Genomic DNA, 26,938 nt, shown 5'->3' with positions numbered 1-26,938 from the left:
GATTACGCCGGTTTCAATTCGCTGCTGAGCAGTGACTGAACCTCGGCAAAGCACTTCTCGGCAATCGCCGAACGCGGTTCGGTTCGGCGCAGCAGCAAGCCGATCGGTGCGTGCACACTGGCAGCACTGATCGGCACGATGCGCAGGTGCTCGCTCAAGCCTTCCAGGCCGTAATCCAGCGGCATGATCGCGCAGCACATGCCGGCGCAGGCCGCCTGGATCAGCTGATAACTGGAGTCGCTTTCCAGCACCGCATGGGGCTGCAGGCCGCGGCTGCGAAAGCTCAGGTCGACCGACTGGCGATAGTGCATACCCTTGCTCAACAGCCCCAGGGGCACTTCGCTGACCGCTTCCCAGGGCAGTTCAGCCTGCTCGAACTGAAAATGGCGCACGTCATACAGCAGACCCATGCGCGTGGTGCCCAGCTCGATCACCTCGAAGTAGGTACTGTTGATCTGGTCCAGGTAGCAGATGCCCAGGTCCAGCTGGTTGCGGCTCAGGCCATCGGTGATCTGCTCCGAGCTCAAGGACGACAGCTGAAACTGCAGCTCCGGATAGCGCTGGGCCAGGGGCTGGAGAAACTGCATGGGGTTGAAGCTCGACAGCGGCACCATGCCCAGGCGCAGGCTGCCGACGATCTGCCCACGGCAGCTGGCCGCTTCGGCCTGCAGGCCGTCATAAGCGGCCAGCAGGGTACGGGCCCAGGCCAGGATGCGCTCGCCAGCCTCGGTAAAGCCTTCAAAGCGCTGGCCTCGGGTCACCAGCACAAGGTTCAGTTCGTCCTCCAGGTTGCGCAAGCGCATCGACAGTGTCGGCTGGGTGATGTGGCACAGTGCTGCGGCCTGGCCGAAGTGGCGGGTCTGGTCCAGGGCGAGGAGAAACTTCAGTTGTTTGATATCCATGGCACAGCCTGGCAAGTCAGTGGGGGCGGGTGGCAAAACGGTAAAGCAAAAGGGTCTGGGCCGTCCAATGAGCATTAGTGACCGGGTGATAGAGGCGCTTGATCAGCGGCGCTGTGCATAGACGATAGATCAACTCGATAAGCCGGTCGGATCTATCGATTGGACGCTGTTGGTGTTTGCCTCTAGCGTTGCTCGCAACTTCCTGTCTGCTGCCAAGGGGCTTTGCATGAGTATCAAACTGGATGCGGCGTTCGTGCCGTTGAATATCGCCGTACTGACCGTCAGTGACACCCGCAGCTTCGACACTGACACCTCCGGCGAGCTGCTCGCCAGCCGCGCGATGGAGATGGGCCATCGCCTGGTTGCGCGGGAGTTGCTCAAGGATGACCTGTACAAGATTCGCGCCCAGGTGGCGGGCTGGATTGCCGAGGATGACGTGCAGGTGGTGCTGATTACCGGTGGTACCGGTTTTACCGGGCGCGACAGTACCCCGGAGGCGGTGGCCTGTTTGTTCGACAAGCACATCGACGGTTTTGGCGAGCTGTTCCGCGCCTTGTCGATCCTGGACATCGGCACCTCCACCGTACAGACCCGCGCCCTGGCCGGCCTTGCCAACGGCACCCTGGTGTGCTGCCTGCCGGGCTCCACCGGCGCATGCCGCACCGCCTGGGAAGGCATCCTCGCCGAACAGCTGGACGCCCGCCATCGCCCTTGCAACTTCGTCGCCCACCTCAAGCCTGGCACGCTGTGCGAATCGCGTCAGTGAACTGATCGCGGGGCAAGCCCGCTCCTACAGGTCTTGCACTGATTCTGTAGGAGCGGGCTTGCCCCGCGATGAGGCGCTTCAGCTCAAGACAAAATCCACCGGCAACAGCGGCGGCGGCAGGTCCTTGCGCCCGGTTGCACCCAGCAGCTCGCGCTCCAGCGTACGCACCATGGCATCGGTGGGCAGGTCGTTCTCGTCACGGCCGAACGGGTCTTCCAGCTCGTCGCTGATCGCATCCAGGCCAAAGAAGGTGTAGCTGACGATCAAGGTGAAGATCGGTGCCAGCCAACCCAGTGGTTCGGCCATGGCGAATGGCAACAGGATGCAAAAGATGTAGATGGTGCGGTGCAGCAGCAAGGTGTAGGGGAAGGGCAGCGGCGTGGTCTTGATCCGCTCGCACACCGCCTGCGCTTGCGACAACCCGCGCAGGCGCTGCTCGAGGTTGACATAGCGCCACTCGCTGATCTGCTGTTGCTCGGCCAGTTGCGAGCAGGTCCTGCCGATGCCCTGGAGGATACCGTCGCTGACGTTGTGCAGCGGCAGGTTCCCCGCGTCTGCAACCCAGGGCCGCGCGGCGTGCAACTCATCTTCGCCACGCAACCTGGCATTGAGCGCATGGGCATAACCACACAGCGCCAGCAGCAATCCATCGCGGGTCTGGCGGTCGGCAATCACCACGCTTTCGCGAATGAACGAGCGCACCTCGATGATCATCTCGCCCCAGGCCTTGCGCCCCTCCCACCAGCGGTCGTAGCAGGCGTTGTTGCGAAAGCTCATGAAGATCGACAGGGAAATACCCAGCAAGGTAAAGGGGGTGGCGTTGACCTTGGCGAAGAACGCCGGGTGCAGGTTCTCCACCAGCACGATCAGTGACGCCAGGGCGGTGACCATCACGCTGCGCCGGGCAATACGCTTGGCAATCGAGCCTTTGAGGGACACCAGGACGTTGAGCAGGTTGGGTTTGGGATGGACGATCATCGGAGTCTAGCCGCCAGTCATGTTCATGAAGCGCAGGATCTGCACCTCACCGTTGATATCGAAGGTGTGGCTGTAAGGCTTGAGGGTAATGGCCTGGCGGATGGCCTTGTCCAGGCGCTCGGTATCGCCCGGGTGGGCACGCAGGACCTGCTTGAGGTCCGCGGAGTGTTCATTGCCCAGGCACAGCAACAGCCGCCCTTCGACGGTCAGGCGTACGCGGTTGCAGGTGCCGCAGAAATTGTGGCTGTGGGGCGAGATGAAGCCGATGCGGATCTCCGGGGCTTCGGCCAGGCGCCAGTAACGCGATGGGCCCTGGGTCGATTCGGCCGACTCGAGCAAGGTGAAGTGCTCGGCGATACGCGCACGCACTTCGTCGCTGGAGCAATAGGACTCGCTGCGCTGGTGTTCGTTGATCACGCCCAGGGGCATTTCTTCGATAAAGGAAATGTCCAGTTGGCGGTCGATGGCAAAGCGCACCAGGTCGACCACTTCATCATCGTTACGGCCCTTGAGCACCACGCAGTTGAGCTTGGTCCGGCGAAAGCCTGCGGCATGGGCGGCATCGATGCCGGCGATCACCTGGGCCAGGTCGCCGGTGCGGGTCAAGGCCTTGAAGCGCTGGGCATCGAGGCTGTCGAGGCTGATGTTCAGGCGCGACAGGCCGGCATCGAACAGCGGCTGGGCCAGGCGCGTGAGCTGCGAGCCGTTGCTGGTCATGCACAACTCGCGCAGGCCGGGCAGGGCGGCAATGCGTGCGCACAGGCCGACGATGCCGGCGCGCACCAACGGCTCGCCACCGGTCAGGCGGATCTTGCGCGTGCCCATGGCGACGAAGCGTTCGGCGACCTGGTACAGCTCCTCAAGGGTGAGGATGCGCTGGCGCGGCAGGAACTGCATGTCTTCGGCCATGCAATAGACGCAGCGAAAATCGCAGCGATCGGTCACCGACATGCGCAGGTAATCGATTTTACGACTGTAGCCGTCGACCAGTTGTTTGCCGGTTGCACTCATGATGGGCAGGGCCTCTTATATCGCGGCAGTGTTGCTGTTTGCGGAATAATTCTTTGCTGTTTATCGAGGGTAAATAGCCTGGGCAAGTGGGTCAAATCACTAATAATGACCAAACGATAAGGTTCATCTATCGGCGGCTTGAGAGCCCCGTATCCAGGGGCTTTCGGCGCGCTGATAGAGGGTTTTGATCAGTCCGTCAGTTCTTTTGATTAGACGCAAAAGTCCACGCTCAATAGGCTCAAAAGGGAGAAAACGAAGTTCGTCATTAACCACGATGTCATTAACACGTTGTGCGTTGGCGACACGTTAAAGATGCCCTGCGTGCCAAGCGAGGAAGCCCTGATGAGCCAAGATGAACATATAAAAAACTATGACGCCCCCGCCGCCGGTTGGGGCGCGCTGAAAAGCGTGACCAAGAGTTGGCTGGGCAGTGAAAACGCCTTCAAGAACCTGCGGGTGATGCTCAAGACCAACCAGAACGGCGGTTTCGACTGCCCCGGCTGTGCCTGGGGCGAGTCGCCGGAAAGCGGCATGGTCAAGTTCTGCGAGAACGGCGCCAAGGCGGTCAACTGGGAGTCCACCGGGCGCCTGGTCGATCCGGATTTCTTTGCCCGCTACAGCGTCACTGAGCTGGCCCGGCAAAGCGACTACTGGCTTGAGTACCAGGGCCGCCTGACCCACCCGATGCGCTACGACGCCGCCACCGATCACTACGTCGAAACCAGCTGGGAAGACGCTTTTGCCCTGATCGCCAAGCATCTGAACGGGCTCGAATCCCCCGATCAGGCCGAGTTCTACACCTCGGGCCGGGCCAGCAACGAAGCGGCGTTTCTCTACCAGTTGTTCGTCCGCGCCTATGGCACCAACAACTTCCCGGACTGCTCGAACATGTGCCACGAGGCCAGCGGTGTCGGCATGACGGAAACCCTCGGAGTCGGCAAGGGCACCGTGGTGTTCGACGACCTGGAGCACGCCGATGCAATCTTCGTCATCGGCCAGAACCCTGGCACCAACCACCCGCGCATGCTCGAACCGCTGCGCGAGGCGGTCAAACGCGGTGCCCAGGTGATCTGCCTGAACCCGCTCAAGGAGCGTGGCCTGGAGCGTTTCCAGCACCCGCAACACCCGTTCGAGATGCTCAGCAACGGCTCGGAACCGACCAACACCGCGTACTTCCGCCCGGCCCTGGGCGGCGATATGGCGGTGATGCGCGGCATCGCCAAGTATCTGCTGCAATGGGAACGCGAAGCCCAGGCCAAGGGCGAGCCCGCGGTGTTCGACCATGCCTTCATCGCCGAGCACACCTCGGGGCTCGACGCCTACCTGGCCGAAGTCGATGCCACCCGTTGGGCGCACATCGTCGAGCAGTCGGGCCTGAACCTGGCCGAGCTGGAGCTGGCCGCACGCATGTACCGCCGCGCCGAGCGGGTGATCATGTGCTGGGCCATGGGCGTGACCCAGCACCGTCATTCGGTGCCGACCGTGCAGGAGATCATCAACCTGCAGTTGCTGCGCGGCAACGTCGGCAAGCCTGGCGCCGGGCTGTCGCCGGTGCGCGGCCACAGCAACGTGCAAGGTGACCGCACCATGGGTATCGACGAGCAGCCACCGGCACGCCTGCTCGATGCCCTGGAAGCGCGTTTCGCCTTCAAGGCCCCGCGCCTGCACGGGCACAATGCGGTACTGGCGATCCAGGCCATGGAAGAACAGCGCGCCAAGGTGTTCATCGCCCTGGGCGGCAACTTCGCCCAGGCCACCCCGGATACCCCGCGCACCCACGCCGCCCTGCGCAACTGCGAACTGACCGCGCACATCGCCACCAAGCTCAACCGCTCGCACCTGGTGACTGGCCGCGATGCACTGATCCTGCCGTGCCTGGGCCGTACCGAAATCGACGTGCAGGTCGAAGGGCCGCAAGGCATCACCGTCGAAGACACCTTCAGCATGGTGCATATCTCCCACGGCCAGCTCAAACCCTGTTCGCCGCTGCTGCGCTCGGAGCCGTCGATCGTCGCCGGTATCGCCAAGGCGACCCTCGGTGACCGACCGATCGACTGGGAGTGGACCGTTGCCGACTACAGCCGCATCCGCGACCTGATTGCCGACGTCATCCCCGGCTTTGCCGACTTCAACGCGCGCCTGCAGCACCCCGGCGGCTTCCACCTGGGCAACACCGCGGCGCTGCGCGAATGGCACACGCAAAGCGGCAAGGCGCAGTTCACCCCCAGCGTATTGCCGGCGCAACTGGTCAACGAAGAGGTCCTGGCCCGTGGCAACACGCCGGACCTGATTCTGCAGACCCTGCGCTCCCACGACCAGTACAACACCACCCTGTACGGCCTCGACGACCGCTACCGAGGGGTGTTCGGCCTGCGTGACGTAGTCTTCGTCAACGAGCAGGACATCCAGCGCCTGGGCTTCAAGCCCAATGACAAGGTCGACCTGGTGTCGCTCTGGGAAGACGGCCGCGAGCGCCGGGTCAGCGGTTTTGTCCTGGTCGCCTACGACATCCCGCCAGGGCAGGCAGCGGCCTACTATCCGGAGACCAACCCCCTGGTACCGCTGGAAAGCTACGGCGACCGCACCTTCACCCCGACCTCGAAGTTCATCGCGATCAAACTCGAGAAAGCCAGCGCCGACAACCTGATTCCTTCAGCGCACGTCTGACGCCTTACTCGATTTCCACTCACTGACTGAAACCCGGACCCTGCAGCCGCCATTCGCTGGCGGTTGCAGGTGGGCCGGCGCTTTCTCGGGATACTGTCATGTTCAATCTGGATGCGTTGGATCTGGCGCGGATTCAGTTCGCCTTCACGGTCTCGTTCCACATCATCTTTCCGGCGATCACCATCGGCCTGGCCAGCTTTCTGGCGGTGCTCGAAGGTTGCTGGCTGAAAACCCATAACCAGGTCTACAAGGACCTCTATCACTTCTGGTCCAAGCTGTTCGCGGTCAACTTCGGCATGGGCGTAGTCTCCGGCCTGGTCATGGCCTATGAATTCGGCACCAACTGGGCGAGGTTCTCCGACTTTGCCGGGAGCATCACCGGGCCCTTGCTCACCTACGAGGTGCTCACCGCGTTCTTCCTCGAAGCGGGCTTTCTCGGTGTGATGCTGTTTGGCTGGGACCGGGTAGGGCGGCGCCTGCACTTTTTTGCGACGATCATGGTGGCGATCGGCACGCTGATCTCGATGTTCTGGATTCTCTCGTCCAACAGCTGGATGCAGACCCCGCAAGGCATCGAGATCGTCGACGGCCGCGTGGCGCCGGTGGACTGGTTCAAGATCGTCTTCAACCCGTCGTTCCCCTACCGGCTGATGCACATGGCCCTGGCGGCGTTCCTCTCCACCGCGTTCTTCGTCGGTGCCTCGGCGGCCTGGCATTTGCTGCGGGGCAACAACACGCCGCAAATCCGCACGATGCTGTCGATGGCGATGTGGATGATCCTGGTGGCCACGCCGGTGCAGATTGCCGTTGGCGATGCCCATGGCCTGAACACCCTGGAGCACCAGCCGGCGAAAATCGCCGCCATTGAGGGCCACTGGGACAACACCCCCGGCGAGCCGTCGCCGCTGGTGCTGTTCGGCCTGCCGGACATGCAGGCCGAAACCACCCGTTACAGCCTCGAAGTGCCGTACCTGGGCAGCCTGATCCTGACTCACAGCCTGGACAAGCAGATCCCGGCGCTCAAGAGCTTTGCCAAGGAAGACCGGCCCAACTCGACGATCATCTTCTGGAGCTTCCGGGTCATGGCCGGGCTCGGGATGTTGATGCTGCTGTGCGCCGTGGCTGCCCTGGTGCTGCGCCGCAACGGCGCGCTGTACCGCAACCGGGTCTTCTTGTGGCTGGCCTTGCTGATGGGACCGTCCGGGCTGATCGCCTTGCTGGCCGGCTGGTTCACCACTGAAATCGGCCGCCAGCCCTGGGTGGTGTACGGGTTGTTGCGCACCACCCAGGCGGCCTCCAACCACGGCGCCGTGCAAATGAGCGTGACCCTGGCGTTGTTCGTGGTCATTTACTTCTCGGTGTTCACTGTCGGCATCGGCTACATGATGCGCCTGGTGCGCAAGGGGCCGAACGCCGCCGATGCGCTGCACACCGTTGATGCCACCGCGCGCAGACCGCTGTCTGCGGCTGATTGAGAGAGGGTTTCAACATGGCAATTCAAGGCATTGACCTGTCGATCATCTGGGGCGTGATCATCGCCTTCGGGCTGATGATGTACGTGATCATGGATGGCTTCGACCTGGGCCTGGGCATCCTCTTTCCGCTCATTGAGGATTCCCGCGAGCGTGACGTGATGATGAACACCGTGGCCCCGGTGTGGGATGGCAACGAAACTTGGCTGATACTCGGCGGCGCGGCGTTGTACGGCGCCTTTCCGCTGGCCTATGCGGTAATACTCGAAGCGCTGTACCTGCCGTTGGTGCTGGTGCTGGCCGGGCTGATCTTTCGCGGCGTGGCCTTCGAGTTCCGCTTCAAGGCCCAGGCGCACAAGCGGCACCTGTGGGACAAGGCGTTCATTGGCGGCTCGATCGTTGCCACCTTTTTTCAAGGGGTGGCGATCGGCACCTATATCGGTGGCATCCCGGTGGTCGACCGCCAGTTCGCTGGCGGCGCCCTGGACTGGCTGGCGCCGTTCCCGCTGCTGTGCGGCGTCGGCTTGCTGCTGACCTACGCCTTGCTCGGCAGCACCTGGCTGCTGATCAAGACCGAGGGCATGCTCGAGTCGCGCATGCGCCATTACAGCCGGCCGCTGACTTACCTGCTGGCGTTGGTGATTGTGCTGATCTGCGCCTGGACGGCGTGGCTGCACGCCGATATCGCCCAGCGTTGGCTGGCCGGCAGCCACTGGATGCGCTCGCTGCTGATTGCCGTGCTGGCCGTCGGTGCAGTGGTGGTGATCCAGAAGACCCTGCGCAAACGTCACTCGCACCTGCCGTTCATTGGCGTCGTGGCCCTGGTGTTTCTTGGTTACCTGGGCCTGGCAATCAGCATCTGGCCGAACATCGTGCCACCCGGCGTCAGCCTCTGGCAGGCCGCTTCGCCGCCGTCCAGCCAGCTGTTTGCCCTGATCGGCGCGCTGTTCATCATCCCGGTGATCCTGGTTTACACCTTCTGGAGCTACCACGTGTTCCGCGGCAAGGTGAAAGTCGGCGACGCCTATCACTGAGGCCCATGGTGAATTTTTTTACCGGGGCACCAGGCCAGGGAACTCAAGGCTACTTGCGGCAATCCTAGTTGAGGTAGGTACACGTTATCCGGAGGCACCATCATGCGCCGTTTACTGTTCGTTTCCTCGCTTGTGCTCTGTCTGCCCTTCGGCTCGGCCCTGGCCCGTGTCGACGCGGGTGATGTTGCCACCTCGGCGGGGATTTCCGCTTCGCTGTATTCAACGTTCAAGGATGACAAACGGATCATCCCGGCACGTGACGACGCGTCGTCGTTCATCGCCAGTGGCGGTGCAATCCGCGGGGTGTATCTGGAGTCGATGCTGCAGAGCATTCGCGCGCAGAACCCGGACCTCAACGCCAGCGATGAAGCGTTGGCCCGGGCGATCCTGCTGCAGGACGCGTTTGGCGCCGGGCAGTAAAGCCCTTGTGGGTGCGGCGCCACGCCACGGCAGTGGCCGCACCGCACGTCTAAATCCCCAAGCCTAATGGCTACCTGCCATTGCGCTTCTGCTATACCTCTATCCCTGCCAATACCACTTCAGGAAGGATTCCGATGGGGGCATCCAGCAGGGAGCAGGGCGCCGAAGCCAACGGCGTGATGGGGCCGTCGCCGGCCATGCAGGCTTTACATGCACTGATGGAGCGGGTAGCTGCAAGCGACCGGCCGGTGCTGATCTGTGGCCCCACCGGGGCTGGCAAGGAAGTCATCGCCCAGCGACTGCATCGCCTGAGTGCGCCAGGCAAGCCGTTCATCGACCTCAATTGCGGGGCGATCCCCGAGTATCTGCTCGAAGCGGAGCTGTTCGGTCATGCGCGAGGGGCATTCACCGGGGCTGTTGGCGAGCGGGCAGGGCACTTGCAGATGGCCGGTGCGGGCACGCTGTTTCTCGATGAAGTGGGCGAGCTGCCACTGGTCCTGCAACCGAAGTTGTTGCGTGTGCTTGAAACCCGCCAGTACCGTCCGCTGGGCAGTAGCGAAAACCGCCACTTCGCCGGGCGCGTGATCGCCGCCACCCACCGTGACCTCAAGGCGTTGGTGCATGAGGAGCGCTTTCGCGAAGACCTCTACTACCGCCTTGCCGTGTTCGAGCTTGAGCTGCCGAGCCTGGACGCCCGGCGCGAAGACATCCCCGGCCTGATCCAGTACTTCTGCAGCCTGCAGCCACGCCCGCTGACGTTCGACGCCAGGGCGACGGCGCTGCTGTGCCAACGGGACTGGCCTGGCAATGTGCGCGAGCTGCGTAACCTCATCGATCGTATCGGCGCCCTGGCCCAGAGCCCCGAGATCGACTGTGCCGCACTGCAGGCCTTTCTCGAACCTGTGCAGCACTCGCCGCAGAAATGGGCAAACCTCGCCGAGGCACTGCTGCAACTGGAAGGCAACGACAAGCTGGCCGCCGCCGAGAACCTGCTGGTGGAACATGCGTTGCAGCGTTGCAAGGGTAATAAAAGCGCGGCCGCGCAGTTGCTTGGGGTCAACCGCAAGGTCATCGAGCGGCGCCAGAAATTGCGCGCAGACAAGCGCCAGGCGGTAGAGCGCTACCTTGCCCAGGGCCGCCTGCTGATCGAAGACGCCGACTTCCGTGGCGCCTTGCCGGTATTGCAGAAAGGCTTGCAAGTGGCAGGTGACGTCTTCGACTGCAAAGACCTGTGGCGCCTGCAGTTCGAATTGCACCGCTTGCTGGGTGTGAGTTTTCGCAGCATCGAGGGCTGGCTCAGCGCTACCAGCCAGGCCAGCTACCGTAGCGCCCTGGCCCTGGCGGCGGAACAGGGCACTTCAGACGAGCTGTCGTCGGTGCAGTTCGGTGTCTGGACCACCCAGTTGATGGGCCTGGAGTTGGGCAAGGCACGGGCTACCGCCCAGGACATGCTGCAGCGGGCGCAACAGGCCGGCCTTGGTGCCTTGCGCATCGAGGCCCATGTGGCCATGGCCAACACGTTGTTCTGGCTGGGCGATTTCGAAGAAAGCCTGGCCTGCCTGAACCGCGGTGAGCTGCTCAGCGAATACCAGCCGGACTGGCCCCAGACCCAGGGCCTGGACCTGATTGGCCTGGCAATCACCTTCGAGGGGCTGTCGGCCTTCGAGTTGGGCCGCTTCGCTCAAGCCCGCCATGCTCAGGCCCAACTCACGGCCCGTGCCGGGCAGACCGATGCCAACGCCTTCAACCGCGCCGTGGCCTTGCAGGGCGCGGCCTGGTTGGCGGCGGTGCTGGGCTTGCAGCCAGCCCTGGGCACCCTGGCGCGGGAGCTGGAGCAGTTGTCGGCGCGTCACGAGTTCTCGTTCTATCAGGGCGTCGGGCAGATCCTGCGCGGTTATCACCAAGGCTTGGAAGGCTTCTACGATGAAGGCGAGCGCGCCATCGCCGATGGCTATCAGCATCATGTCCTGCGCAACGGCGGTCAGCTGTTCCATGCGTTCCAGGCCTGGAAGCGCGCAGAAGTGTTGTTGCTGGCCGGACGGGTACGTGAAGCACTGGCGCTGGCAAACAACGCCCTGGACCTTGCCCAGGACCATCAGGAGCGTGCCTACCTGTGCGAGCTGATGCTGCTCAAGGGCCGTGCCTTGCTGGCTGCCGGCGAGCAGGATGAGGCCGAAAGCACTTTGCGCAACGCATTGTCCACCACCCTGACCCTCGGCAGCGTACCGGCGCGCCTGCGCACCGGCCTCGAACTGACCCGCCTGTTGCAGCGCGACGGTCGCCCGGAACAGGCCGCCCTGGTCCTGGAGCGGGCCTTGCGCGGCATCGAGGCGGATTGCGGCTACCCACCGGCGCAGCAAGCCAGTGACTGGCTGGCACGGCTGCGGCGCTGAAACCTCTACGGCGATTCACCCATAGACAACACCAGGAGCAAGACCATGGCTTTCGAGCTGGAACACAAGGATATGCGTGCGTTGATCGATGGTGGCTGCTTTTTCGGTAGTGGTGGTGGCGGCACGCGCACCTCGGCCTTGCACTTGCTGGAGTACTTCAAGGTCGGTGATTTTTATCCCACCAACCGGGTCACAGTGGTCAGCGTGGAGGAGGCGCGGGAGGGGGACGCTGCCGTACTGGCCTACATGGGGGCGCCGGAAGCCATCGCCGGTTGCCGCTACCCCCTTGGGCCGGTCCAGGCGTTGCAGAGTATTGCCCGGCGCCTGGCCAGCGAGGGTCGCAGGCTGGCTTATGTGGTGCCACCCGAGAGCGGTGCCCTGGGCTTTCTGGTGGCCTGCCTGGCGGCTGCGCGGCTTGGCCTGGCGGTGATCGATGCCGACGGTGCCGGACGCGCAGTGCCGTCGTTGCCGATGCTGACCTTCGCCGCCGTCCAGGTGCCGCCGCGGCCGGCCTTCGTGGTCAGCCACAACGGTCTTGAGGTGGAACTGAACGTAACCCCACCCACTGACGCTACAGATTACAACGATGATGCCAGTGTGATCGCCGAGCAAATGCTGCGGCCGATCGTCGCTTCGACGGCCTTTGGCGAGTTCGGTGGCTTGGCGCTGTGGGTCATGAGCGCTGAGCAATTGCCCCGGGCATTGCCGATTCGCGCCACCCTCAGCCGCGCCCTGGACCTGGGCCGGGCCTTGCATGCCGGCGAGCTGGGCAGCACCGAGGCACTGCTGGCATTCCTTGCCAGGCGCTGCGGCATCCAGGCCCGGATGCTGTGCGGGCCTGCGCGTATCGACCACGCCGGGGCCAACACCATGGGCGGCTTTGATGTCGGCACCATCGACCTGCAAAGCGCCGATGCCAGCCTGCGCCTGTGCTACGAGAACGAGTCCTTATTGTTGTGGGACAGACACCAACCGCAACCGCTGGCCATGGCCCCGGACAGTATCAGCTGGTTTTTCCCGGGCCCGGGCCCGCAGGTGGCCTCCAACGGTGACCTGGTCGGCAATGACGGCCGCCTCGCTGCGCACTACGGCGGGCGGCCTGTCTGCCTGCTCGGCTGGCAGGCCGAGGCGCCGTTGCGGGTGCCTGGCGGGTTGATCCTCTGGAGCTTCGAGCAGTTGCTGGCAAGCCTGGGCTACCCCGGCCCGTACCGCAGCATCGGGCAATTGCAGGAGGTCCGCTGATGAGCCTGCGAATCGCCATGCTCGCACCGGTCAACAGCAGCGCCTACAACACGGCCCTGATGGCCTGCATCGCCCCGGTGGTACCGGCGGATGTCAGCGTACAGGTGTTCAACCTCGACCAGGGCAGCCCCAGCATCGAAAACCGCTTGAACCTGAGTGAAAATGCCCCGGCAGTGGTAGCGCTGGCCCAGCGCCTGGAGCAGGAAGGCTTCGACGGCATCTGGCTCAGCGACTTCGACATGTGCGGGGTGGAGGCGGCCAGGGAAGTCATCGACATCCCGATCATTGGCGGCTTCCCCACCTCGGCGTTCACCGCACTGGGGCTCTGCCAGCGGTTCTCGATCATCACCATCCTGCAGAGCACCCTGGCCCTGCAGCAAGGTCATGTGGCCGCCTACGGCCAGAGCAACAACTTTGCCTCGATCCGCGCCATCGACTGCCCGGTAGCGCGCTTGAGCGATGTCGATGTGGTGCTGGTCAAGGCACTGGAGGCGGGCTTGGCGGCCGTCCGCGAGGATGGTGCGCAGGCGTTGTTGCTGGGCTGCACCGGTTTCATGGGCGTCGCCGAACGGCTGTCGCGCCTGCTTGAGCAGGACCTGGGCTGCTATGTACCGGTACTGGACCCCAACCAGTGCGGCTTCAGTTTCCTGCTTTCGCTGGTGCGCATGGGCTTGCGCCCGAGCCGTTTGTGCTACAGCAAGGCGAGCCTGGGCTGAGGTGGTCGATTGCGTCCCCGGCCACGGGGACGCAATGGACGAAAACGGCCAACCCTCTTTTGTTGCATACAGCCAAGCTATTGATTTTACGGCCATTAGAAGCTTGGCACAGATGCTGCTGTTCTCTCCTGGCGTGGCAGACGACCTGCCCGCATACAACACGACAATGGAGAGTGTCATGCCCAACTACTACGTGGACTTCAATAACAACACCAGTGAAACCTGGACCATGGGGGTGTATCAGGAACTGCCAGGATCGGTCGGATTGGAGAGTGTTTCCTGGAAGCAGACCACTGTGCCGCAGATGGGTGAAAGTGGCGTGGAATGGGAGGTTGACTACAACGTCGCCATCGCCAACTACAAACAGAACGGCGGGATTGGCGTGTACAAGGCCAGCCAGACCCTGGGCGCCAGCCTGGGCTCGGTGTGGGACTGCGTGTTCGAAAACAACGTGCAACAATTGCGTCTGGCCAGCGGATCCACCTTGCCTGACTCGATTCTGATTCGTAACGCCTCCAACCAGCTCGCCAACCTGGGCATCGGCATGAGCGGCCAGGGGGCGGTGTACAAACGCAATGTCGTCGGTGGCGGCTCAGCTCAGTTCCAGGTCACTCCGACCTATTACTTCGGGTTGTTCAATAACCTGGTGCTCGGTGAAGTGATCAGCAGCAACGTGGTGGTCGGCCCACAGAAACTGGTGTTCCCGTCCGGGTTGAACTGCGCCACCGTCACCGCCCGGATGGACGGTGCCAATATCAAGTTGAGCGTTGCCTATTCGCAGGTGTCCTCGGTGTCTTACGAGGTGGTCAATCGCCTGCGTGCCATCCAGCTGGAACGCACCGGCGAACTGCTCGAGCGCGCCTAAGCCTTGCCCTCGGTGTGCTGCGCGCATGCGCGGCACACCCGGGGTGCGGTTTGCCATTTCTGCAAGGAGCTGATCATGAACGAAGCTGTTAAATCCCAAGCCCTGACCCAAGACGGCCCGCTGGCTTTCACCAGCGACAAGGGTGTCTCGCCCACGCAACTGGAGAAGTTCGTCGCAACCGTCGACCTGCAGGCCGCCGAAGTGGCTCGCGGGCTGCTCGACAGCCTGAAGAAAGAAGGGGTGAAAGCCCGCGTGGAGCAGCGCCAGAACCAGTACCTGATTATTCAGGAATCGCTCAGCCCCAGTGTCGCCGAGCTTGCGGCGGTCGACCCGAACAGCCGGCCATCACGGATCCGGCTGTTTATCCGCAGTGCCGACGCACCGCCGACGATCAACGCCCTGCGGCTGTTTTTCCGCGACTGGCGGGCGGTGGCCGGGCTGGTCGCTGTCGGTACCGCCTGGCAGGCCGGCCAATGGCTGATGACGGTGCGCCGGCGCGAAGGCCCAACCCAGCACTGAGGCCCTGTGAGTTACAGGATGCTGCTCAAGCAGGGTTCAGGCCGGAGCGGCCAACTCGGCAAACAACGGGTGACCTGCAAGCACAAGCCTGGCCTGAGTAGTGGCGGCAAGCACCGCTTGCTCATTGATGGCCAGGCCCTCCAGGTAGACGAAGTGCACATCCTGCAGGCCCAGTGTACCGAGCACATGGCGCAGGTAGGGGCTGAGAAAATCCGGCTGGCGGGCCCGCGCTCCCCGATGAAAACCACCTGAACTGACGATCACGTAGACTGGCCGATCCCCCAGCAGGCCGACCTTGCCGTCAGGGCCGGCAATGAAGGTGCGGTGGATTCGCAGCACATGATCGATCCATAGCTTGAGTGCTGCCGGTACGCTGAAGTTATGCATGGGGGTTGCGATCAGCAGTACCTCACACCGTTCCAACTCGCTGACCAGTACCTCGGAGTGGGTAAATACCGGGTCGTGTGCAGGCGTCAGCCGGGTCAGTGCAGTCGCGTAACCCGCGCTCAGTGGCGCCAGTGGCGCTGCAGCCAGGTCACGCAGGGTGACCTTGAGCTGAGCGTGCCGTTGGCGGATACAGTCGACCATTTCACTGGCAAGGCGCAAGCCAATCGAGGCGCTGCCACGCATGCTGGCATTGATCAGCAGCAGGTTATCCATGGCGCTGCCCCTCGGCTGCGGGCAATGCCTGGACGAAATGCATGCCTTTGGCCAGCAGTCCCTCGCGATAGTAGAAGCGCTGAGCCAACGGCATATGCAAGCCGGTATCCAGCACCAGGTACGCATGGCCGTAACGCAGGCCCTCTGCGCGTGCCGCATCGAGCAAGGCTGCGCCCACGCGCAGGCCGCGCATTGCGGGGGCAACGACCAGATCGTCGACGTAGGTAAAGCGCCCATAGAGCAGGTTTTCGCTGGTCCGCACACCGGCCAGGCCTAGCAGCTGCTTACCGTAAAAAGCCCCGAGCAGCCTGTAGCCTTGCTGCGCTTGGCGCCTGACTTGCTGAGCGAACGCGTCTGCGTCAACCAGGTGCGGCCGCAGCTCGCGCATGAGCTCGAATGCCGCCTGCTGTTCGGCACCTTCTTGCAGGTATCGGATGGTTGCCTGTTCGCCCACGGGTATCTCCCTGATCAATTTGAGGCGTTACTTTACGGCCGCGACGGACTACCTTATAGGTCCAAAAAATGCACAAATGACTAGGACATGCCGAATTCCTGCCCGCCACCCAACCCGCATGCGGCGACGCCGATCTATCGTCAGGTTTATCTGCGTTTTCGCCACGCCATCAGTGCCGGGCGCCTTCAGCCTGGCGAGCGTCTGCCGTCGGTTCGGGCCTTGGCGGCGGAACTTAACCTGGCGCGCGGTACGGTCGAGGCGGCTTACCAGATGCTCGCCGGTGAAGGCTATGTGCAGACCCGAGGGCCGGCCGGTACGGTGGTAGCGCCGTTGCTGAGCCCGACCCCGGTTGATGCCGGTGAGCGGCGGCTTGACCCGCCACAGACATTCCCTAAGCCTGCAGCGCTTGCGCCAATGCCTTTGCAGATGGGGCTGCCGGCGCTGGACGCGTTCCCGCGCAAACTGTGGACGCGCCTGCTCGGTCGCACCTTGCGCCAGAGCGGCCTGGATGGCCTGGTATACCCGGACCCTCAGGGGGACCTTGCACTACGCCGTGCGTTAGCGAGCTACCTGGGGGTATCGCGGGGGATTTCCTGTACAGCGGAGCAGATTTTTATCTGCGCCGGATACCGTGCCTGCCTCGACCTGATATGCCGCAGCCTGCTGCACGATGGTGATCGCTGCTGGTTCGAAGACCCGGGTTACTTCCAGGCCAGGCGCTTTCTTGAGCAAGCCCGGGCGCAGTTGATTGCGGTTCCGGTGGATGCCGACGGCCTGGATGTCGAAGCCGGCATGGCGCTGGCGGGTGACGCGCGCTTCGCCCTGGTCACGCCTCATCACCAAAGCCCCCTTGGGGTCACGCTCACGCTGCCCAGGCGCCAACGCCTGCTGGAATGGGCCAGCAGCCAAGACAGCTGGGTCATAGAGGACGACTACGATAGCGAATACCGTTACCGCGGTCGTCCGGTGCCGGCACTGAAGAGCCTCGACACGCAGGGACGGGTCCTGTACTGCGCCACCTTCAGTAAAGTGCTGGCGCCAGGCATGCGCCTGGCTTACCTGGTGGTACCGCAGGCTCAGGTGGCCCGCTTCGCCACGGTGGCAGGGGACATGCAGAACCACTGCCCGCAGCTTTTGCAGGCGACGGTGAGCGCATTCATCGAAGCGGGGCACTTTGCCAGGCACTTGAGGAGGATGCGTGGCCTCTACGCCGACAGGCGCAGGTACCTGGTCGACGCCTTGCAGGCCGAGGTGGGCGAGCACCTGCAACTGGACGACAGGGCGGGTGGCATGCACCTGGTGGCACATCTGGCCGGCGGCCTTGACGATTGCACGATCGCCAGGCGCGCGCACCACCTTGGCCTGGCGATTGAACCCCTTTCCAGCTGGTATCGCGGGCACGGGCAACGGCACGGCCTGTTGATCGGCTTTACCAATGTCAGCAGCCGCGAGCAAGCCGCTGAGCTGGCCAGGCGGTTACGCCTGGCGATGGACCTTTAGCCGGGCGCGTGCGCTCGTGCTGGCGGCGATCAATTGCGATCGATCCACACCGTCTGCGCGTTGCAGAACTCGCGCACGCCGAAGTGCGACAGCTCACGGCCAAAACCGCTTTTCTTCACGCCGCCAAAGGTCACCCGTGGGTCACTGGCGCAGTAGCCATTGATGAACACGCCGCCGGTGTCCAGCTCAGCGGCCAGTTGTTCGGCCAGCGCGGCATTGTTGGTGTAAAGGGTCGAGGCCAGGCCGAACTCGCTGTCGTTGGCCAGCTCCAGGGCATGGCGGGCATCGCGGGCGGTGATGATCGAGGCCACCGGGCCAAACAGCTCCTGCTTGAACGAGGTCATCTGGTCGGTGACGTCTGCCAGTACCGTCGCCTGGTAGTAGTTGCCATTACCTTCGACCTTGCCTCCACCCAGCAGCAGTGTTGCACCCTCGGCCAGGGTCGCCTGGACTTGCTGGTCCAGTTCGTCGCGCAGGTCAAAGCGCGCCATCGGGCCGATGTAGGTGTCGGCGGCGTGCGGGTCGCCCATCACCAGGGCTTTGGTGGCGTCGACGAACTTGCGGGTGAACGCCTCGACCACGCCTTGCTCGACGATCAGCCGCTTGGCGGCGGCGCAGACCTGGCCAGTGTTCTGGTAGCGGCCGATCACCGCGGCCTTTACCGCTTCATCGAGGTTGGCATCGTTGAGCACGATGAACGGGTCGGAGCCGCCCAACTCCAGTACGCATTTTTTCAGCGCGGCGCCGGCCTGAGCGCCGATGGCGGTGCCGGCCCGCACGCTGCCGGTCAGGGTCACGGCGGCGATGCGCGGGTCGGCGATGGCCTTGGAGACGCCATCGGGAGTGACGTTGATCACCTCGAACACCCCTTCAGGGAAGCCGGCGCGCTTGAACGCCTCGAGCAGCAGGTAGGCACTGCCCATCACGTTCGGTGCGTGCTTGAGCACATAGGTGTTGCCGGCCAGCAGCGCCGGCACGGCGCCGCGCAGCACCTGCCAGATCGGGAAGTTCCACGGCATTACCGCCAGCAGCGGGCCGAGCGGACGGTATTCGATGCGGGCCTTGCCAGCGGGTACCTGGGCAGGCTCGGCCTGGAGCATGGCCGGGCCGTTGGCGGCGTACCATTCGCACAACTGGGCGCATTTTTCGATTTCACCCCGCGCCTGGGTGACCGGCTTGCCCATTTCGTCGGTGATCATCCGGGCCATGGCTACGGCGTTGTCGCGCAGGGCGCCGGCCAAGGCCAGCAAGCGCTCGGTGCGGGCCGCTACCGGCGTGCGGCGCCAGGCGGCAAAACCTTGGGCAGCCCGGGCCAGGGCGGCATCCAGAACGGCGTCGCTTTCATAGGCGTAGTGGCCGATCTGCTCGCCGCTGGCGGGGTTGATCGACAAAGCATGGGTCTGGAAGTTGATCGCGGTCATCACGGCGGTCCTGAGGGGAGAAGAACGGCTTCAGACTACTGCGTTGTATCTTTGCCTGAAACTGAATAATACTGAGCAAAACATTCACGTAGAGAGAATGAGCATGGACCTGGTGCAACTGGAGATGTTCAAGGCGGTGGCCGAACAAGGCAGCATCAGCGCTGCGGCCCAGCATATCCACCGCGTGCCGTCGAACCTGACCACGCGGATCAAGCAGCTGGAGCAGGAGCTGGGTGCCGAGCTGTTCATTCGCGAGAAAAGCCGCTTGCGCCTGTCGCCGGCGGGCTGGAACTTCCTCGACTATGCACGGCGCATTCTTGACCTGGTGGCTGAGGCGCGGCTGACCGTGGCCGGTGACGAGCCGCAAGGCGCCTTCGCCCTCGGCTCGCTGGAAAGCACCGCCGCTGTGCGTATTCCGACGTTGCTCGCGGCGTACAACCAGGCCTACGCCAAGGTCGAACTGGACCTGACCACCGGTCCTTCAGGCGCGATGATCGATGGCGTACTCGCCGGGCGCTTGAGTGCGGCGTTTGTCGATGGGCCGGTGCTGCATCCGGCGCTGGAGGGCGTGCCGGTGTTCGTCGAAGAGATGGTGCTGATCGCGCCGCTCAACCATGCGCCGATCACCCGCGCCAGCGAGGTCAATGGCATGACCATTTACGCCTTTCGCGCCAACTGCTCGTACCGGCATCATTTCGAAAACTGGTTTGCCCAGGACGAGGCGGTGCCGGGCAAGATCATCGAAATGGAGTCGTACCATGGCATGCTCGCCTGCGTCAGCGCCGGTGCAGGCCTGGCGCTGATGCCGCGCAGCATGCTCGAAAGCATGCCCGGGTGCAGTACGGTCAGTGTCTGGCCGTTGTCGCAACGCTTTCGCTACCTGCGTACCTGGCTGGTGTGGCGGCGGGGCACGGTGTCGCGCAGCCTGAGGACTTTTGTGCAGTTGCTGGAGGCGCGGGGCGAGGTGCTCAAGGTCGAGGAGGCGCAGTGAAGTGTGCGGCGGCGCCTGGATTTGCGAGCGCTGCGCGCTCGATCGCCGGCAAGGCCGACTCCCACAGGTTCGGTGGCGTCAGGATGTCCGCGCTGCGCACACCCCGTAACTGGTCCGCAAGCTCGGCATTGATCGCCACCAGCTTGGCAATGTTCTGCCGGGCCTTGAGCAACTCGGTGTTGAGGTACTCGGCTTCGTTGGTCATCAGTACCACCTGATGCTTCCACATTTCCACCAGGGTCGGTGAATCAGGCGCGGCGAAGTCTTCATCGTAGTCGTTCATCATGTGTACTCGTTGATGCTGTATGCATATACAGTAATCCATGTTTACAACCTTTTGCCAGCCCAGCCGACAAACTGCGAGTGCTGGGCACCCGGGTGTGGCATTGTCAAAGCAGCAGCGTTTTTACCCGGAATGGACATGAGCGAACAGCGCACCGCCCCGCGCAACATTGGCCTGGACCTGCTCAAGTGGCTGGCGATCATCGCCATGGTCGCCGATCACCTGCGGTTTATCTGGCCCGCCGCGCACTGGCTGTTTGTCGTCGGCCGCCTGGCGTTCCCCTGGTTCTGCCTGGCAATTGCCGCCAACCTGGCGCGCAACACGCCCGGGCACGCCTATACCGCCGCCAATGCCCGCTACGTGCAAGGGCTGGTGGTTTTCGCGCTGCTCTCGGAGTGGCCCTATCGCTGGCTCAATGGCCCGTCGCCGACGCTCAACGTGATGCCGACCCTGGCGCTGGGCTTGTTGGTCGCCTGGGGGCTGCACCATCGCACCCGCAGCAGCGGGCTGGTTGCACTGGCGACGGTAGCGGCCGCGGCGCTGCTGTCGGAGTGGTTGATGTACGGGTTGCCCGGGGTGTTGTTGCCGGGCGCTTTTCTGTTGGCCATGCGCTACCGGTCGCTGACCTGGCTGCTGCCCGCGGTGCTGGCATTGGCAGCGAACCTGACCAACCTGTGGTTGCGCGAGCACCCGCTGCAATTGATCGCGCTCATGGCCCTGGGCACAGCGTTCGTCTCTGCGCCCCTGGGGCTGGCGTTGTTACGGCTGGAGGTGCGGCAGCACCTGTGGCGCGTCGGCCGCTGGGGCTACTGGTTCTATCCATTGCATCTGGCCCTGATCAAAGTGGCCAGCGGCATTGGCTATACTTGAACATCAAGGTACTGGCTCACCGGTCGAAGTAGCGCGGATCCAGGAATATCGATCAGTGAGGGCTTGTTCGGGGCCCCAGGTGGCGCAGCATGATAAAGGTTCACTGGGGCTACTTGTTGTTGGCGGCGATGCTGATCGCCTCTGCCGGCGTGCTGGCCTGGGGCGCTGCGGTGGTCCGGCGACGGCGGCGTGAGGAGCGCATAGCCCGCCAGCATGAGCCCGGCGACGACAAATAAGTCGTCGCTGGGCGAGCAATTCGAACCCACTCGCGAGCCAGAGGTCTATCGACTACCTGCATGCCACACAGGAAACCCTGCGATGAAACCGCTGACCACGATGTTTGCCGGCCTGGCCCTGCTCGGCGTAATGGCCGCCACGCCAGTGTGGGCCCAGCAGCCTGGCGACGACTGGAAAGTCGACCAGGCCGAAGCCGAGGCGACCCTCAAAGCCGCCGGCTACACCAGGATCATCAAGATTGAGGCCGAAGAGGACCACTGGGAGGGCGAGGGCATCAAGCAAGACGGGATGAAGTATGAATTCAACGTCGATGCCAACAGCGGCAAGATCACCAAGGATGAGAGGGAGTACTGATCCTGGTCTGTGCGCAGCTCAGGTTGTAGCCGCAGGCTTGGCCAGTTGGATGCCCGCCGCCGCCAGCCGCTTGAGAATCTCGAACAACAGGTCACTCTTGGTCGTGGCGACAATGCGCGGGCTGCTGACGTAGCCGGTGACCTTCAAGGTGATGCCCTCTGCGGTGAGGTTACTGAAGCGTACGAACGGCGCAGGTTTGTCGAGGATCGTCTCGTGTTCCAGGTAGGTGTCGTAGAGCAGGGTCTGCACCTGCTCGGGGTCGATGTCCAGAGGGAACACCAGCTCCAGGGTCGCCACCCCCTGGGCACTGCCGCCGAGGGTGACGTTGCGCAGGTTCTGCGAGATCAGTTGCGAGTTGGGCACGATGACGATCGAGCGGTCGCTCAGCTGGATCTCGGTGGCGCGTACGTTGATGCGGCGGATGTCACCCTCGACCCCGCTGATGCTGATCAGGTCGCCAACCTTGACCGGGCGCTCGGTGAGCAGGATCAGGCCGGAGACGAAGTTCTTGACGATCTCCTGCAGACCGAAACCGATGCCCACCGACAGCGCGCTGACGATCCAGGCCAGGTTGGTCCATTTGACCCCCAGCGACGACAGGGTCAGGAGGATCACCAGGGCATAGCCGATGTTGGCGAACAGGGTGCTGAGCGAGGCGCACATGCCCGGGTCCATGTCGGTCTTGGGCAGGAACTCGTTATCCAGCCAGCGGCGCAGGGTGCGGATCAGGTAGATGCCCAGCATCAGGGCCAGCGCCGCATTGAACAGGTGCCCCGGAATGATGTTGAACTGGCGCAAGCCGGCGCCGCTGAGAAACGCGGCGATGTTGCTGATCAGTTGGCCGAGGGTGGTCCCGATACCACCGACGAACAGGGTGATGACCGCCAGCAACAACAACCCAGCCCGACCGAAACCGCAAATCAGGGTCTCGATCTGATCCAGGCGCCGGTCACCGATGCCCAGCAATTCCTTGAGCGCCTTGCCGCTGGCCTGCCTGGGCGAGAACAGGTATTCGCAGCCGTCCTTGAACGCCTGCATCAGCAGGTAGAAACCGGCCAGCAGGATAAACACCCAGACCACCTCATAGGTGACAAAGCGCGCCAGCGACACATAGCCGGTGAGCAGGGCAATCACCGAGGTGAGCATGGCGATGCTGGCGATGGTGTAGATCACCCCGGCCATGGTCGAGGCGGCTTCCGGCGCGTCACCGGCGGCAGCCATCGCCCGGCGGGTGCTGCTGGTGCGCACCAGCAGGGCGATGATCAGGCCGGTGATCACCGAGGCAGCGATGCCGCGCCCGGCAATGACCAACGGGTTGCTCATGCCGGCGGCGTTGCAAATCTGCACCAGGGTCACCAGCACCAGCAGGGCGCCCGCCAGCCAGCGGGCAAACGGCTGCAAGGCCAGCGCTACCGGGTCGGCGATATCGGGTAGCCGCCAGGAGGGATGCTGGGTCGACAGCAACGCCCGGCTCAACCCTGTGATCAGCACACAGGTATACGCGAGCTTTTCGAATTCCTCCGAGAATGTCGCCAGCATGGCAGGCAACGGCAGGTGGCGGGTGCAGGCGTAAAACAGCAGCTCCAGGGCAACGCCGGTGGCCAGCAGGGTTGCCAGTACCGAGGCCAGGGCCAGCGAGCTGCGGCGCAAGCGGCCCTCGGGCACGCGGTTCATGCAAGCCCAGGCCAGCCAGCGCTCCACCAGCCGGCGGCCCAGGGTCCAGACCAACAGGGCGAGCAACACCAGCACCACGGTGGAGACGCGCTGGCCGGGTTGCCAGACGGCCCCGGCGGTGCTGCCAAGCTCAGCGAAGAACGCCTGCAGGCGCTGGCGGTCGTCGGGCAAGGGGTTGAACACCGGCAACCAGAATGCCGGGTTGAGCAGGCTGTGGGTGCTCAGGGTCAGTTCGCTTTCGAGCATGGTGCGGCGAATGCCGGCAATTTGCGTCAGCAGGTTGGTGGCACTTTCCTTCAGCGTCGCCAGGGTGGTGAGGGTGGCATCCAGGCTGTCCTTCTGTTCGGTGAGTGCCTTGCGTTGCGCGGCAATGTCCGAGGTGCCCGCTACCGGGGCGTCGACCTGCGCCGGGCCCAGCACCTCCAACTGCGCGCGCAACTGCGCCTGTTCAGGTAATAGCGCAGTGGACAGGCGGTCGATATCGACGATCAGCGCCTGCAGTCGATCCTGCGGGCCTTCGAGCTGGTTGTAGTTGTTGGCTTGGGAAATCTGCTGCTTGAGGCTGTCCAGGCGCAGTTGTAAGGCTTGCAGGTCGTTCTGCGTCACCTTGACGGCCGGCGCGGCAGCCGTGGCGGTTGCAGGCGCGGGTGGTTCGGCGGCCTGCCCAAGGGCACTCAGCTGCAGCAGGGCGAGGGTGATGATGCCGATGATCTTAAAAGCATTGCGCATGGTAATGCCCGGTTCGGTAATTGATCTCCCAGCTTTTGAGGGTAGGTCATTACAAGGTATTTGCGCGGGGCATCGGTTGAGGGAAAGCCTTCATTGGCGCTGCTGTGAGGGCTTGCGGGTATGAGAGCGCCGTTCAACCGCCACCACGGCGTTGGCCAGGGCTACCACGCCAGCTTGTAAAAAATATTAATAAGTCATGTCCTTTTGGCCCCGTTTATCAGGGACTTTCAATAACCGATCATCTCGACATCCGTCCCAGGCCTTGCGAGGTGCTCAGCATGTCCCTTGATTTTCAGTTCGATCATTTAGCCTTCAACACATCCGCCGACGGCGATCTTCAGGCTGCGCTGCAAACCTTGCTGGGCGTCGAGCCTGGGCCGAGGCCGGCGTTTCCGTTCCCGGGGCACTGGTTGTACCAGGGTGGCCAGGCGCTGGTGCACCTGATCGAAGGTGAGCACACGCGCTTCAACCACCTGGCCTTGCGCACCGCGCATCCCGCGTCGGCCGTGCTTGAGCGGGTGCGTGCCAGCGGCTTGCCGTACCAGGTCGCGGTGTTGCCGCAAGAGCGTGTCTGCCAGGTCTTTGTCAGCCTGCCCGGCGGTCTGGTGCTGGAGCTGGACTGCCCGCTCGACCGGGACGACATCGGCATCAGCCACCACTACCAGCACAGTACCTACGCCCCGGTCTGAGCATCCCCAATCGGAGCACTGCGGTGCTTCTTCGATGCGAGACCACTATGAACAACAAGACAACGCTCGGTCAGAACGCCAGGGTCACCCGCAGCCCGCCAACGTCACGGTTGTGCAAGCGGACCTCCCCGGCGAGGCGATCGGCAATGGTTTGCACGATGGTCAAGCCCAGGCCCGCACCTTGATCGTTGCCGCGGCTGTAGAAGCGCTCGAACACCCGCTCGCGTTCGGCCTCATCGATGCCCGGTCCCTGGTCTTCGACCGACAGCTCGAACCGGCCTGCCTGCTTGCTCAAACGCACGGTGATGACGCCATGGACAGGCGAAAAGGTGGCGGCATTGCTCACTAGGTTGTTCAAGGCGATGGTGATGGCCGAGGCGTCGACGCGGGCCCGGTAGGTGCCTTCTTCGTGGTCGAACACCAGCTCCAGGCCTTGATCGAACAACCAGGGCGTCAGTTGTGCCAAGGCTTCGCGGACGGTATGGGCCAGGTCGATTTCCTGCGCCTGGCGGCTGCCGGTTTGCGGTTCCAGCCGAGCCATGGTCAGCAGTTGGTTGACCAGGCGGCTGGTGCGGTCGACACCGGTGATCAGGTGCTCGAGCGATTCGCGCCGCTGCGCTTGGGTTCCGGCTTCGAGCAGATTTTGCGCATGGACGCGCAGCACCGCCAGAGGGGTACGCATTTCATGGGCAGCATCGGCAATGAAGCGCCGCTCGCGTGCCAGCACGTCCTGGATCTGCGCCAGCATCCGGTTGAGGGCTGCCTGCATCGGCTCAAGCTCGGTCGGCAGAGGCACCAGTTGCAGCGGTTCGAGCGAGCCTGAATGGCGCGCGCGCAAGGTTGCCGCCATGTCCGCCAGCGGTTTGAGGCCCCAGCCGATGGCCAGCCATACCAGGCCCACCAGTATCAGGCTGCCCAGCACGTTGGGCCACAGGGTATGGCGCACGATGCGGCTCACCAGGTCCGTGCGCACATCATCGCGCTCGCCCACCCAGATCCGCAGGTCGGTCTGTTTGTCTTCAAGCAGGAAGGCGCGCCAATGGCGATGCTTGAGGTCAGTGATATCGCTGAAGCCGGTCGTGCTCGGCGGCACCTCGAAGCTGGGCGCGCTAGCGGTATGCACTAGGCGCTCGCCCTGCGGGTTCCAGACCTGAAACGCCAGCTTGCTTTCGTAAGGATGGCCGTCGACCTTGGGTTCCGCCTCGCCCAGTGCCTGGTTGAAGGCCCGGTACAGCGCGGCATGTTCCTCGCTGGTCAGCGGCATACGCATCACACCCTGGAGCAGGCGTGCGTTCTGGGCCAACTGGGCATCATATACTTCGGCAATCTCATGGTTGCTGTCGTGCAGGTTGAGCGCGCTGATGATCAGCAGCCCGGCCAGCATCAGGCCGATGATCAGGCTCAGGGTACGGCGCCGGATCGAGGTCATGGGCGGTCCTCCACCAGGTAACCGACACCGCGTACGGTGCGGATCAGGTCAGTGGAGAACTTCTTGCGCAGGTGGTGGATGTGCACCTCGAGGGTATTGCTCTCGGCCTCTTCGTTCCAGCCATACAACAACTGGACCAGCCGCTCACGGGTCATCACCCGTCCCGGTGGCGACAACAGTTCGTGCAGCAATTGGTACTCTTTGGGGGTAAGCGCCACGGCCTGGCCGTGGTAGGTAACCTGTTGGCTGCCAGGGTCCAGGGTGATACCGGCGTGCTCGATCAATGCCCGGGCGCGCCCGGCGCTTCGGCGCAGCAGGGCCCGCAACCGGGCTTGCAATTCGGCCAGGTCAAAGGGCTTGACCAGGTAATCGTCGGCGCCGGCATCCAGGCCGGCAATACGGTCTTCGGTGGCATCCCGGGCCGTGAGGATCAGTACGGGCACCGTCGCTCCGTTGTGACGCATGCGCCGCAGTACTTCCAGGCCGTCCAGGCGCGGTAAGCCGAGGTCGAGAACCACCAGGTCGAAGGTTTCGCTGAGCAACGAATGCAGGGCGCTGCTACCGTCGTGCAGCCAGTCGACGGTATAGCCTTCACGGCTCAGCGCGTGATCGATCCCTTCGCCAAGCGCGGCATCGTCCTCAATCAGTAATAGGCGCACTGC

General features: G+C 63.6%; 26 protein-coding genes. 16 read left to right on the top strand and 10 right to left on the bottom strand.

Translation table 11 applies throughout. The annotated features are described in order from the left end of the window. Positions 1 to 2: 2 nt before the first annotated feature. On the bottom strand, positions 3 to 902 hold the full coding sequence (locus tag PspR32_RS13715; RefSeq protein WP_010220134.1) for a LysR family transcriptional regulator: 900 nt from the start codon (positions 900 to 902) through the stop codon (positions 3 to 5). 226 nt (positions 903 to 1,128) lie between these two features. Between PspR32_RS13715 and moaB the strand changes: the two genes are divergently transcribed. Beyond that, positions 1,129 to 1,668, top strand: a complete 540-nt coding sequence (gene moaB, locus PspR32_RS13710) for a molybdenum cofactor biosynthesis protein B (RefSeq protein ID WP_100783079.1) — start codon at positions 1,129 to 1,131, stop codon at positions 1,666 to 1,668. Between the two features lie 78 nt (positions 1,669 to 1,746). Here moaB and PspR32_RS13705 read toward each other — a convergent pair whose 3' ends face one another. Both PspR32_RS13705 and moaA read right to left on the bottom strand, forming a co-directional pair. Then, positions 1,747 to 2,646: a bestrophin family protein gene (locus tag PspR32_RS13705; RefSeq protein ID WP_159388694.1), complete on the bottom strand. Its 900-nt coding sequence runs from the start codon at positions 2,644 to 2,646 to the stop codon at positions 1,747 to 1,749. A gap of 6 nt (positions 2,647 to 2,652) precedes the next feature. Next, positions 2,653 to 3,657: a GTP 3',8-cyclase MoaA gene (gene moaA, locus PspR32_RS13700; protein WP_159388693.1), complete on the bottom strand. Its 1,005-nt coding sequence runs from the start codon at positions 3,655 to 3,657 to the stop codon at positions 2,653 to 2,655. A gap of 342 nt (positions 3,658 to 3,999) precedes the next feature. Here moaA and PspR32_RS13695 point away from each other — a divergent pair, with 342 nt between their 5' ends. The 9 genes from PspR32_RS13695 to PspR32_RS13655 all read left to right on the top strand — a co-directional run bounded on the left by PspR32_RS13695 (position 4,000) and on the right by PspR32_RS13655 (position 14,985). After that, entirely contained in the window at positions 4,000 to 6,324 is a 2,325-nt protein-coding gene (locus PspR32_RS13695) for an FdhF/YdeP family oxidoreductase (protein WP_159388692.1), read from the top strand. Positions 6,325 to 6,422: 98 nt separating this feature from the next. Continuing rightward, a complete protein-coding gene (locus tag PspR32_RS13690; RefSeq protein ID WP_159388691.1) occupies positions 6,423 to 7,799 on the top strand; it encodes a cytochrome ubiquinol oxidase subunit I in 1,377 nt (458 codons plus the stop codon). 14 nt (positions 7,800 to 7,813) lie between these two features. Then, complete coding sequence (gene cydB, locus PspR32_RS13685; RefSeq protein ID WP_036997167.1) at positions 7,814 to 8,830, top strand: cytochrome d ubiquinol oxidase subunit II; 1,017 nt, start codon at positions 7,814 to 7,816, stop codon at positions 8,828 to 8,830. 102 nt (positions 8,831 to 8,932) lie between these two features. Then, a complete protein-coding gene (locus tag PspR32_RS13680; protein ID WP_010220126.1) occupies positions 8,933 to 9,250 on the top strand; it encodes a DUF2388 domain-containing protein in 318 nt (105 codons plus the stop codon). A gap of 134 nt (positions 9,251 to 9,384) precedes the next feature. Continuing rightward, positions 9,385 to 11,643: a sigma 54-interacting transcriptional regulator gene (locus PspR32_RS13675; RefSeq protein ID WP_159388690.1), complete on the top strand. Its 2,259-nt coding sequence runs from the start codon at positions 9,385 to 9,387 to the stop codon at positions 11,641 to 11,643. Positions 11,644 to 11,688: 45 nt separating this feature from the next. After that, positions 11,689 to 12,885 (top strand): S-methyl thiohydantoin desulfurase domain-containing protein, encoded by a 1,197-nt coding sequence (locus PspR32_RS13670; RefSeq protein ID WP_159388689.1) that lies wholly within the window; start codon positions 11,689 to 11,691, stop codon positions 12,883 to 12,885. Next, positions 12,885 to 13,601: an aspartate/glutamate racemase family protein gene (locus PspR32_RS13665; protein WP_010220123.1), complete on the top strand. Its 717-nt coding sequence runs from the start codon at positions 12,885 to 12,887 to the stop codon at positions 13,599 to 13,601. The genes PspR32_RS13670 and PspR32_RS13665 overlap by 1 nt, the downstream gene beginning before the upstream one ends. Before the next feature lie 178 nt (positions 13,602 to 13,779). Continuing rightward, a complete protein-coding gene (locus PspR32_RS13660; RefSeq protein ID WP_010220122.1) occupies positions 13,780 to 14,466 on the top strand; it encodes a hypothetical protein in 687 nt (228 codons plus the stop codon). A 75-nt stretch (positions 14,467 to 14,541) separates the two neighbouring features. Continuing rightward, positions 14,542 to 14,985 (top strand): hypothetical protein, encoded by a 444-nt coding sequence (locus PspR32_RS13655; protein ID WP_010220121.1) that lies wholly within the window; start codon positions 14,542 to 14,544, stop codon positions 14,983 to 14,985. 36 nt (positions 14,986 to 15,021) lie between these two features. Here the strand turns inward: PspR32_RS13655 and PspR32_RS13650 are convergent, their stop codons facing one another. Next, entirely contained in the window at positions 15,022 to 15,645 is a 624-nt protein-coding gene (locus tag PspR32_RS13650) for an FMN-dependent NADH-azoreductase (RefSeq protein WP_010220120.1), read from the bottom strand. Then, positions 15,638 to 16,099, bottom strand: a complete 462-nt coding sequence (locus PspR32_RS13645) for a GNAT family N-acetyltransferase (protein ID WP_159388688.1) — start codon at positions 16,097 to 16,099, stop codon at positions 15,638 to 15,640. Before PspR32_RS13645 ends, PspR32_RS13650 begins: the two co-directional genes overlap by 8 nt. Before the next feature lie 87 nt (positions 16,100 to 16,186). Here PspR32_RS13645 and pdxR point away from each other — a divergent pair, with 87 nt between their 5' ends. After that, positions 16,187 to 17,599: a MocR-like pyridoxine biosynthesis transcription factor PdxR gene (pdxR, locus tag PspR32_RS13640; RefSeq protein WP_159388687.1), complete on the top strand. Its 1,413-nt coding sequence runs from the start codon at positions 16,187 to 16,189 to the stop codon at positions 17,597 to 17,599. A 29-nt stretch (positions 17,600 to 17,628) separates the two neighbouring features. On the opposite strand, the gene PspR32_RS13635 is transcribed toward pdxR, so the two are convergent. Further along, positions 17,629 to 19,020 (bottom strand): aldehyde dehydrogenase family protein, encoded by a 1,392-nt coding sequence (locus PspR32_RS13635; RefSeq protein ID WP_036997174.1) that lies wholly within the window; start codon positions 19,018 to 19,020, stop codon positions 17,629 to 17,631. Between the two features lie 103 nt (positions 19,021 to 19,123). Here PspR32_RS13635 and ptrR point away from each other — a divergent pair, with 103 nt between their 5' ends. Beyond that, on the top strand, positions 19,124 to 20,011 hold the full coding sequence (ptrR, locus tag PspR32_RS13630) for a putrescine utilization regulator PtrR (protein WP_010220116.1): 888 nt from the start codon (positions 19,124 to 19,126) through the stop codon (positions 20,009 to 20,011). Here the strand turns inward: ptrR and PspR32_RS13625 are convergent. After that, positions 19,989 to 20,294, bottom strand: coding sequence for a hypothetical protein (locus tag PspR32_RS13625; RefSeq protein WP_010220115.1), 306 nt, complete (start codon positions 20,292 to 20,294; stop codon positions 19,989 to 19,991). The two genes, ptrR and PspR32_RS13625, sit on opposite strands and share 23 nt — an antisense overlap. A gap of 132 nt (positions 20,295 to 20,426) precedes the next feature. Between PspR32_RS13625 and PspR32_RS13620 the strand changes: the two genes are divergently transcribed. The 3 genes from PspR32_RS13620 (at position 20,427) to PspR32_RS13610 (ending at position 21,755) form a co-directional block, all read left to right on the top strand. Continuing rightward, on the top strand, positions 20,427 to 21,164 hold the full coding sequence (locus PspR32_RS13620; protein WP_010220114.1) for a TraX family protein: 738 nt from the start codon (positions 20,427 to 20,429) through the stop codon (positions 21,162 to 21,164). 89 nt (positions 21,165 to 21,253) lie between these two features. Further along, entirely contained in the window at positions 21,254 to 21,400 is a 147-nt protein-coding gene (locus PspR32_RS13615) for a hypothetical protein (protein WP_158491197.1), read from the top strand. Between the two features lie 82 nt (positions 21,401 to 21,482). Next, a complete protein-coding gene (locus tag PspR32_RS13610) occupies positions 21,483 to 21,755 on the top strand; it encodes a PepSY domain-containing protein (RefSeq protein ID WP_159388686.1) in 273 nt (90 codons plus the stop codon). A gap of 18 nt (positions 21,756 to 21,773) precedes the next feature. Here PspR32_RS13610 and PspR32_RS13605 read toward each other — a convergent pair whose 3' ends face one another. Beyond that, the gene (locus PspR32_RS13605) at positions 21,774 to 24,158 is read right to left on the bottom strand and encodes a DUF3772 domain-containing protein (RefSeq protein ID WP_159388685.1); all 2,385 of its coding nucleotides are present in this window, start codon (positions 24,156 to 24,158) and stop codon (positions 21,774 to 21,776) included. Between the two features lie 278 nt (positions 24,159 to 24,436). Here PspR32_RS13605 and PspR32_RS13600 point away from each other — a divergent pair, with 278 nt between their 5' ends. Further along, entirely contained in the window at positions 24,437 to 24,847 is a 411-nt protein-coding gene (locus PspR32_RS13600; protein ID WP_036997178.1) for a hypothetical protein, read from the top strand. A gap of 70 nt (positions 24,848 to 24,917) precedes the next feature. On the opposite strand, the gene PspR32_RS13595 is transcribed toward PspR32_RS13600, so the two are convergent. Both PspR32_RS13595 and PspR32_RS13590 read right to left on the bottom strand, forming a co-directional pair. Beyond that, the gene (locus PspR32_RS13595) at positions 24,918 to 26,276 is read right to left on the bottom strand and encodes a sensor histidine kinase (RefSeq protein WP_100783070.1); all 1,359 of its coding nucleotides are present in this window, start codon (positions 26,274 to 26,276) and stop codon (positions 24,918 to 24,920) included. Then, complete coding sequence (locus PspR32_RS13590; RefSeq protein WP_159388684.1) at positions 26,273 to 26,935, bottom strand: response regulator; 663 nt, start codon at positions 26,933 to 26,935, stop codon at positions 26,273 to 26,275. The genes PspR32_RS13595 and PspR32_RS13590 overlap by 4 nt, the downstream gene beginning before the upstream one ends. Positions 26,936 to 26,938: the final 3 nt, after the last annotated feature.

Origin of the sequence: Pseudomonas sp. R32, assembly GCF_009866705.1 — a bacterium.
GTDB lineage: Bacteria > Pseudomonadota > Gammaproteobacteria > Pseudomonadales > Pseudomonadaceae > Aquipseudomonas > Aquipseudomonas donghuensis.
This window is presented reverse-complemented; position numbering and strand designations above follow the sequence as displayed.

Excerpts from the sequence above, each read along its gene's own strand:
- PspR32_RS13670 (WP_159388689.1), top strand. The coding sequence starts at position 11,689 with ATGGCTTTCGAGCTGGAACACAAGGATATGCGTGCGTTGATCGATGGT.
- PspR32_RS13695 (WP_159388692.1), top strand. The coding sequence starts at position 4,000 with ATGAGCCAAGATGAACATATAAAAAACTATGACGCCCCCGCCGCCGGT.
- PspR32_RS13690 (WP_159388691.1), top strand. The coding sequence starts at position 6,423 with ATGTTCAATCTGGATGCGTTGGATCTGGCGCGGATTCAGTTCGCCTTC.
- PspR32_RS13655 (WP_010220121.1), top strand. The coding sequence starts at position 14,542 with ATGAACGAAGCTGTTAAATCCCAAGCCCTGACCCAAGACGGCCCGCTG.
- PspR32_RS13595 (WP_100783070.1), bottom strand. The coding sequence starts at position 26,276 with ATGACCTCGATCCGGCGCCGTACCCTGAGCCTGATCATCGGCCTGATG.
- moaB (WP_100783079.1), top strand. The coding sequence starts at position 1,129 with ATGAGTATCAAACTGGATGCGGCGTTCGTGCCGTTGAATATCGCCGTA.
- cydB (WP_036997167.1), top strand. The coding sequence starts at position 7,814 with ATGGCAATTCAAGGCATTGACCTGTCGATCATCTGGGGCGTGATCATC.
- PspR32_RS13610 (WP_159388686.1), top strand. The coding sequence starts at position 21,483 with ATGAAACCGCTGACCACGATGTTTGCCGGCCTGGCCCTGCTCGGCGTA.
- PspR32_RS13600 (WP_036997178.1), top strand. The coding sequence starts at position 24,437 with ATGTCCCTTGATTTTCAGTTCGATCATTTAGCCTTCAACACATCCGCC.
- PspR32_RS13665 (WP_010220123.1), top strand. The coding sequence starts at position 12,885 with ATGAGCCTGCGAATCGCCATGCTCGCACCGGTCAACAGCAGCGCCTAC.
- PspR32_RS13680 (WP_010220126.1), top strand. The coding sequence starts at position 8,933 with ATGCGCCGTTTACTGTTCGTTTCCTCGCTTGTGCTCTGTCTGCCCTTC.
- PspR32_RS13615 (WP_158491197.1), top strand. The coding sequence starts at position 21,254 with ATGATAAAGGTTCACTGGGGCTACTTGTTGTTGGCGGCGATGCTGATC.
- PspR32_RS13605 (WP_159388685.1), bottom strand. The coding sequence starts at position 24,158 with ATGCGCAATGCTTTTAAGATCATCGGCATCATCACCCTCGCCCTGCTG.
- PspR32_RS13715 (WP_010220134.1), bottom strand. The coding sequence starts at position 902 with ATGGATATCAAACAACTGAAGTTTCTCCTCGCCCTGGACCAGACCCGC.
- PspR32_RS13625 (WP_010220115.1), bottom strand. The coding sequence starts at position 20,294 with ATGAACGACTACGATGAAGACTTCGCCGCGCCTGATTCACCGACCCTG.
- PspR32_RS13650 (WP_010220120.1), bottom strand. The coding sequence starts at position 15,645 with ATGGATAACCTGCTGCTGATCAATGCCAGCATGCGTGGCAGCGCCTCG.
- ptrR (WP_010220116.1), top strand. The coding sequence starts at position 19,124 with ATGGACCTGGTGCAACTGGAGATGTTCAAGGCGGTGGCCGAACAAGGC.
- PspR32_RS13705 (WP_159388694.1), bottom strand. The coding sequence starts at position 2,646 with ATGATCGTCCATCCCAAACCCAACCTGCTCAACGTCCTGGTGTCCCTC.
- PspR32_RS13675 (WP_159388690.1), top strand. The coding sequence starts at position 9,385 with ATGGGGGCATCCAGCAGGGAGCAGGGCGCCGAAGCCAACGGCGTGATG.
- moaA (WP_159388693.1), bottom strand. The coding sequence starts at position 3,657 with ATGAGTGCAACCGGCAAACAACTGGTCGACGGCTACAGTCGTAAAATC.
- pdxR (WP_159388687.1), top strand. The coding sequence starts at position 16,187 with ATGCCGAATTCCTGCCCGCCACCCAACCCGCATGCGGCGACGCCGATC.
- PspR32_RS13660 (WP_010220122.1), top strand. The coding sequence starts at position 13,780 with ATGCCCAACTACTACGTGGACTTCAATAACAACACCAGTGAAACCTGG.
- PspR32_RS13635 (WP_036997174.1), bottom strand. The coding sequence starts at position 19,020 with ATGACCGCGATCAACTTCCAGACCCATGCTTTGTCGATCAACCCCGCC.
- PspR32_RS13620 (WP_010220114.1), top strand. The coding sequence starts at position 20,427 with ATGGACATGAGCGAACAGCGCACCGCCCCGCGCAACATTGGCCTGGAC.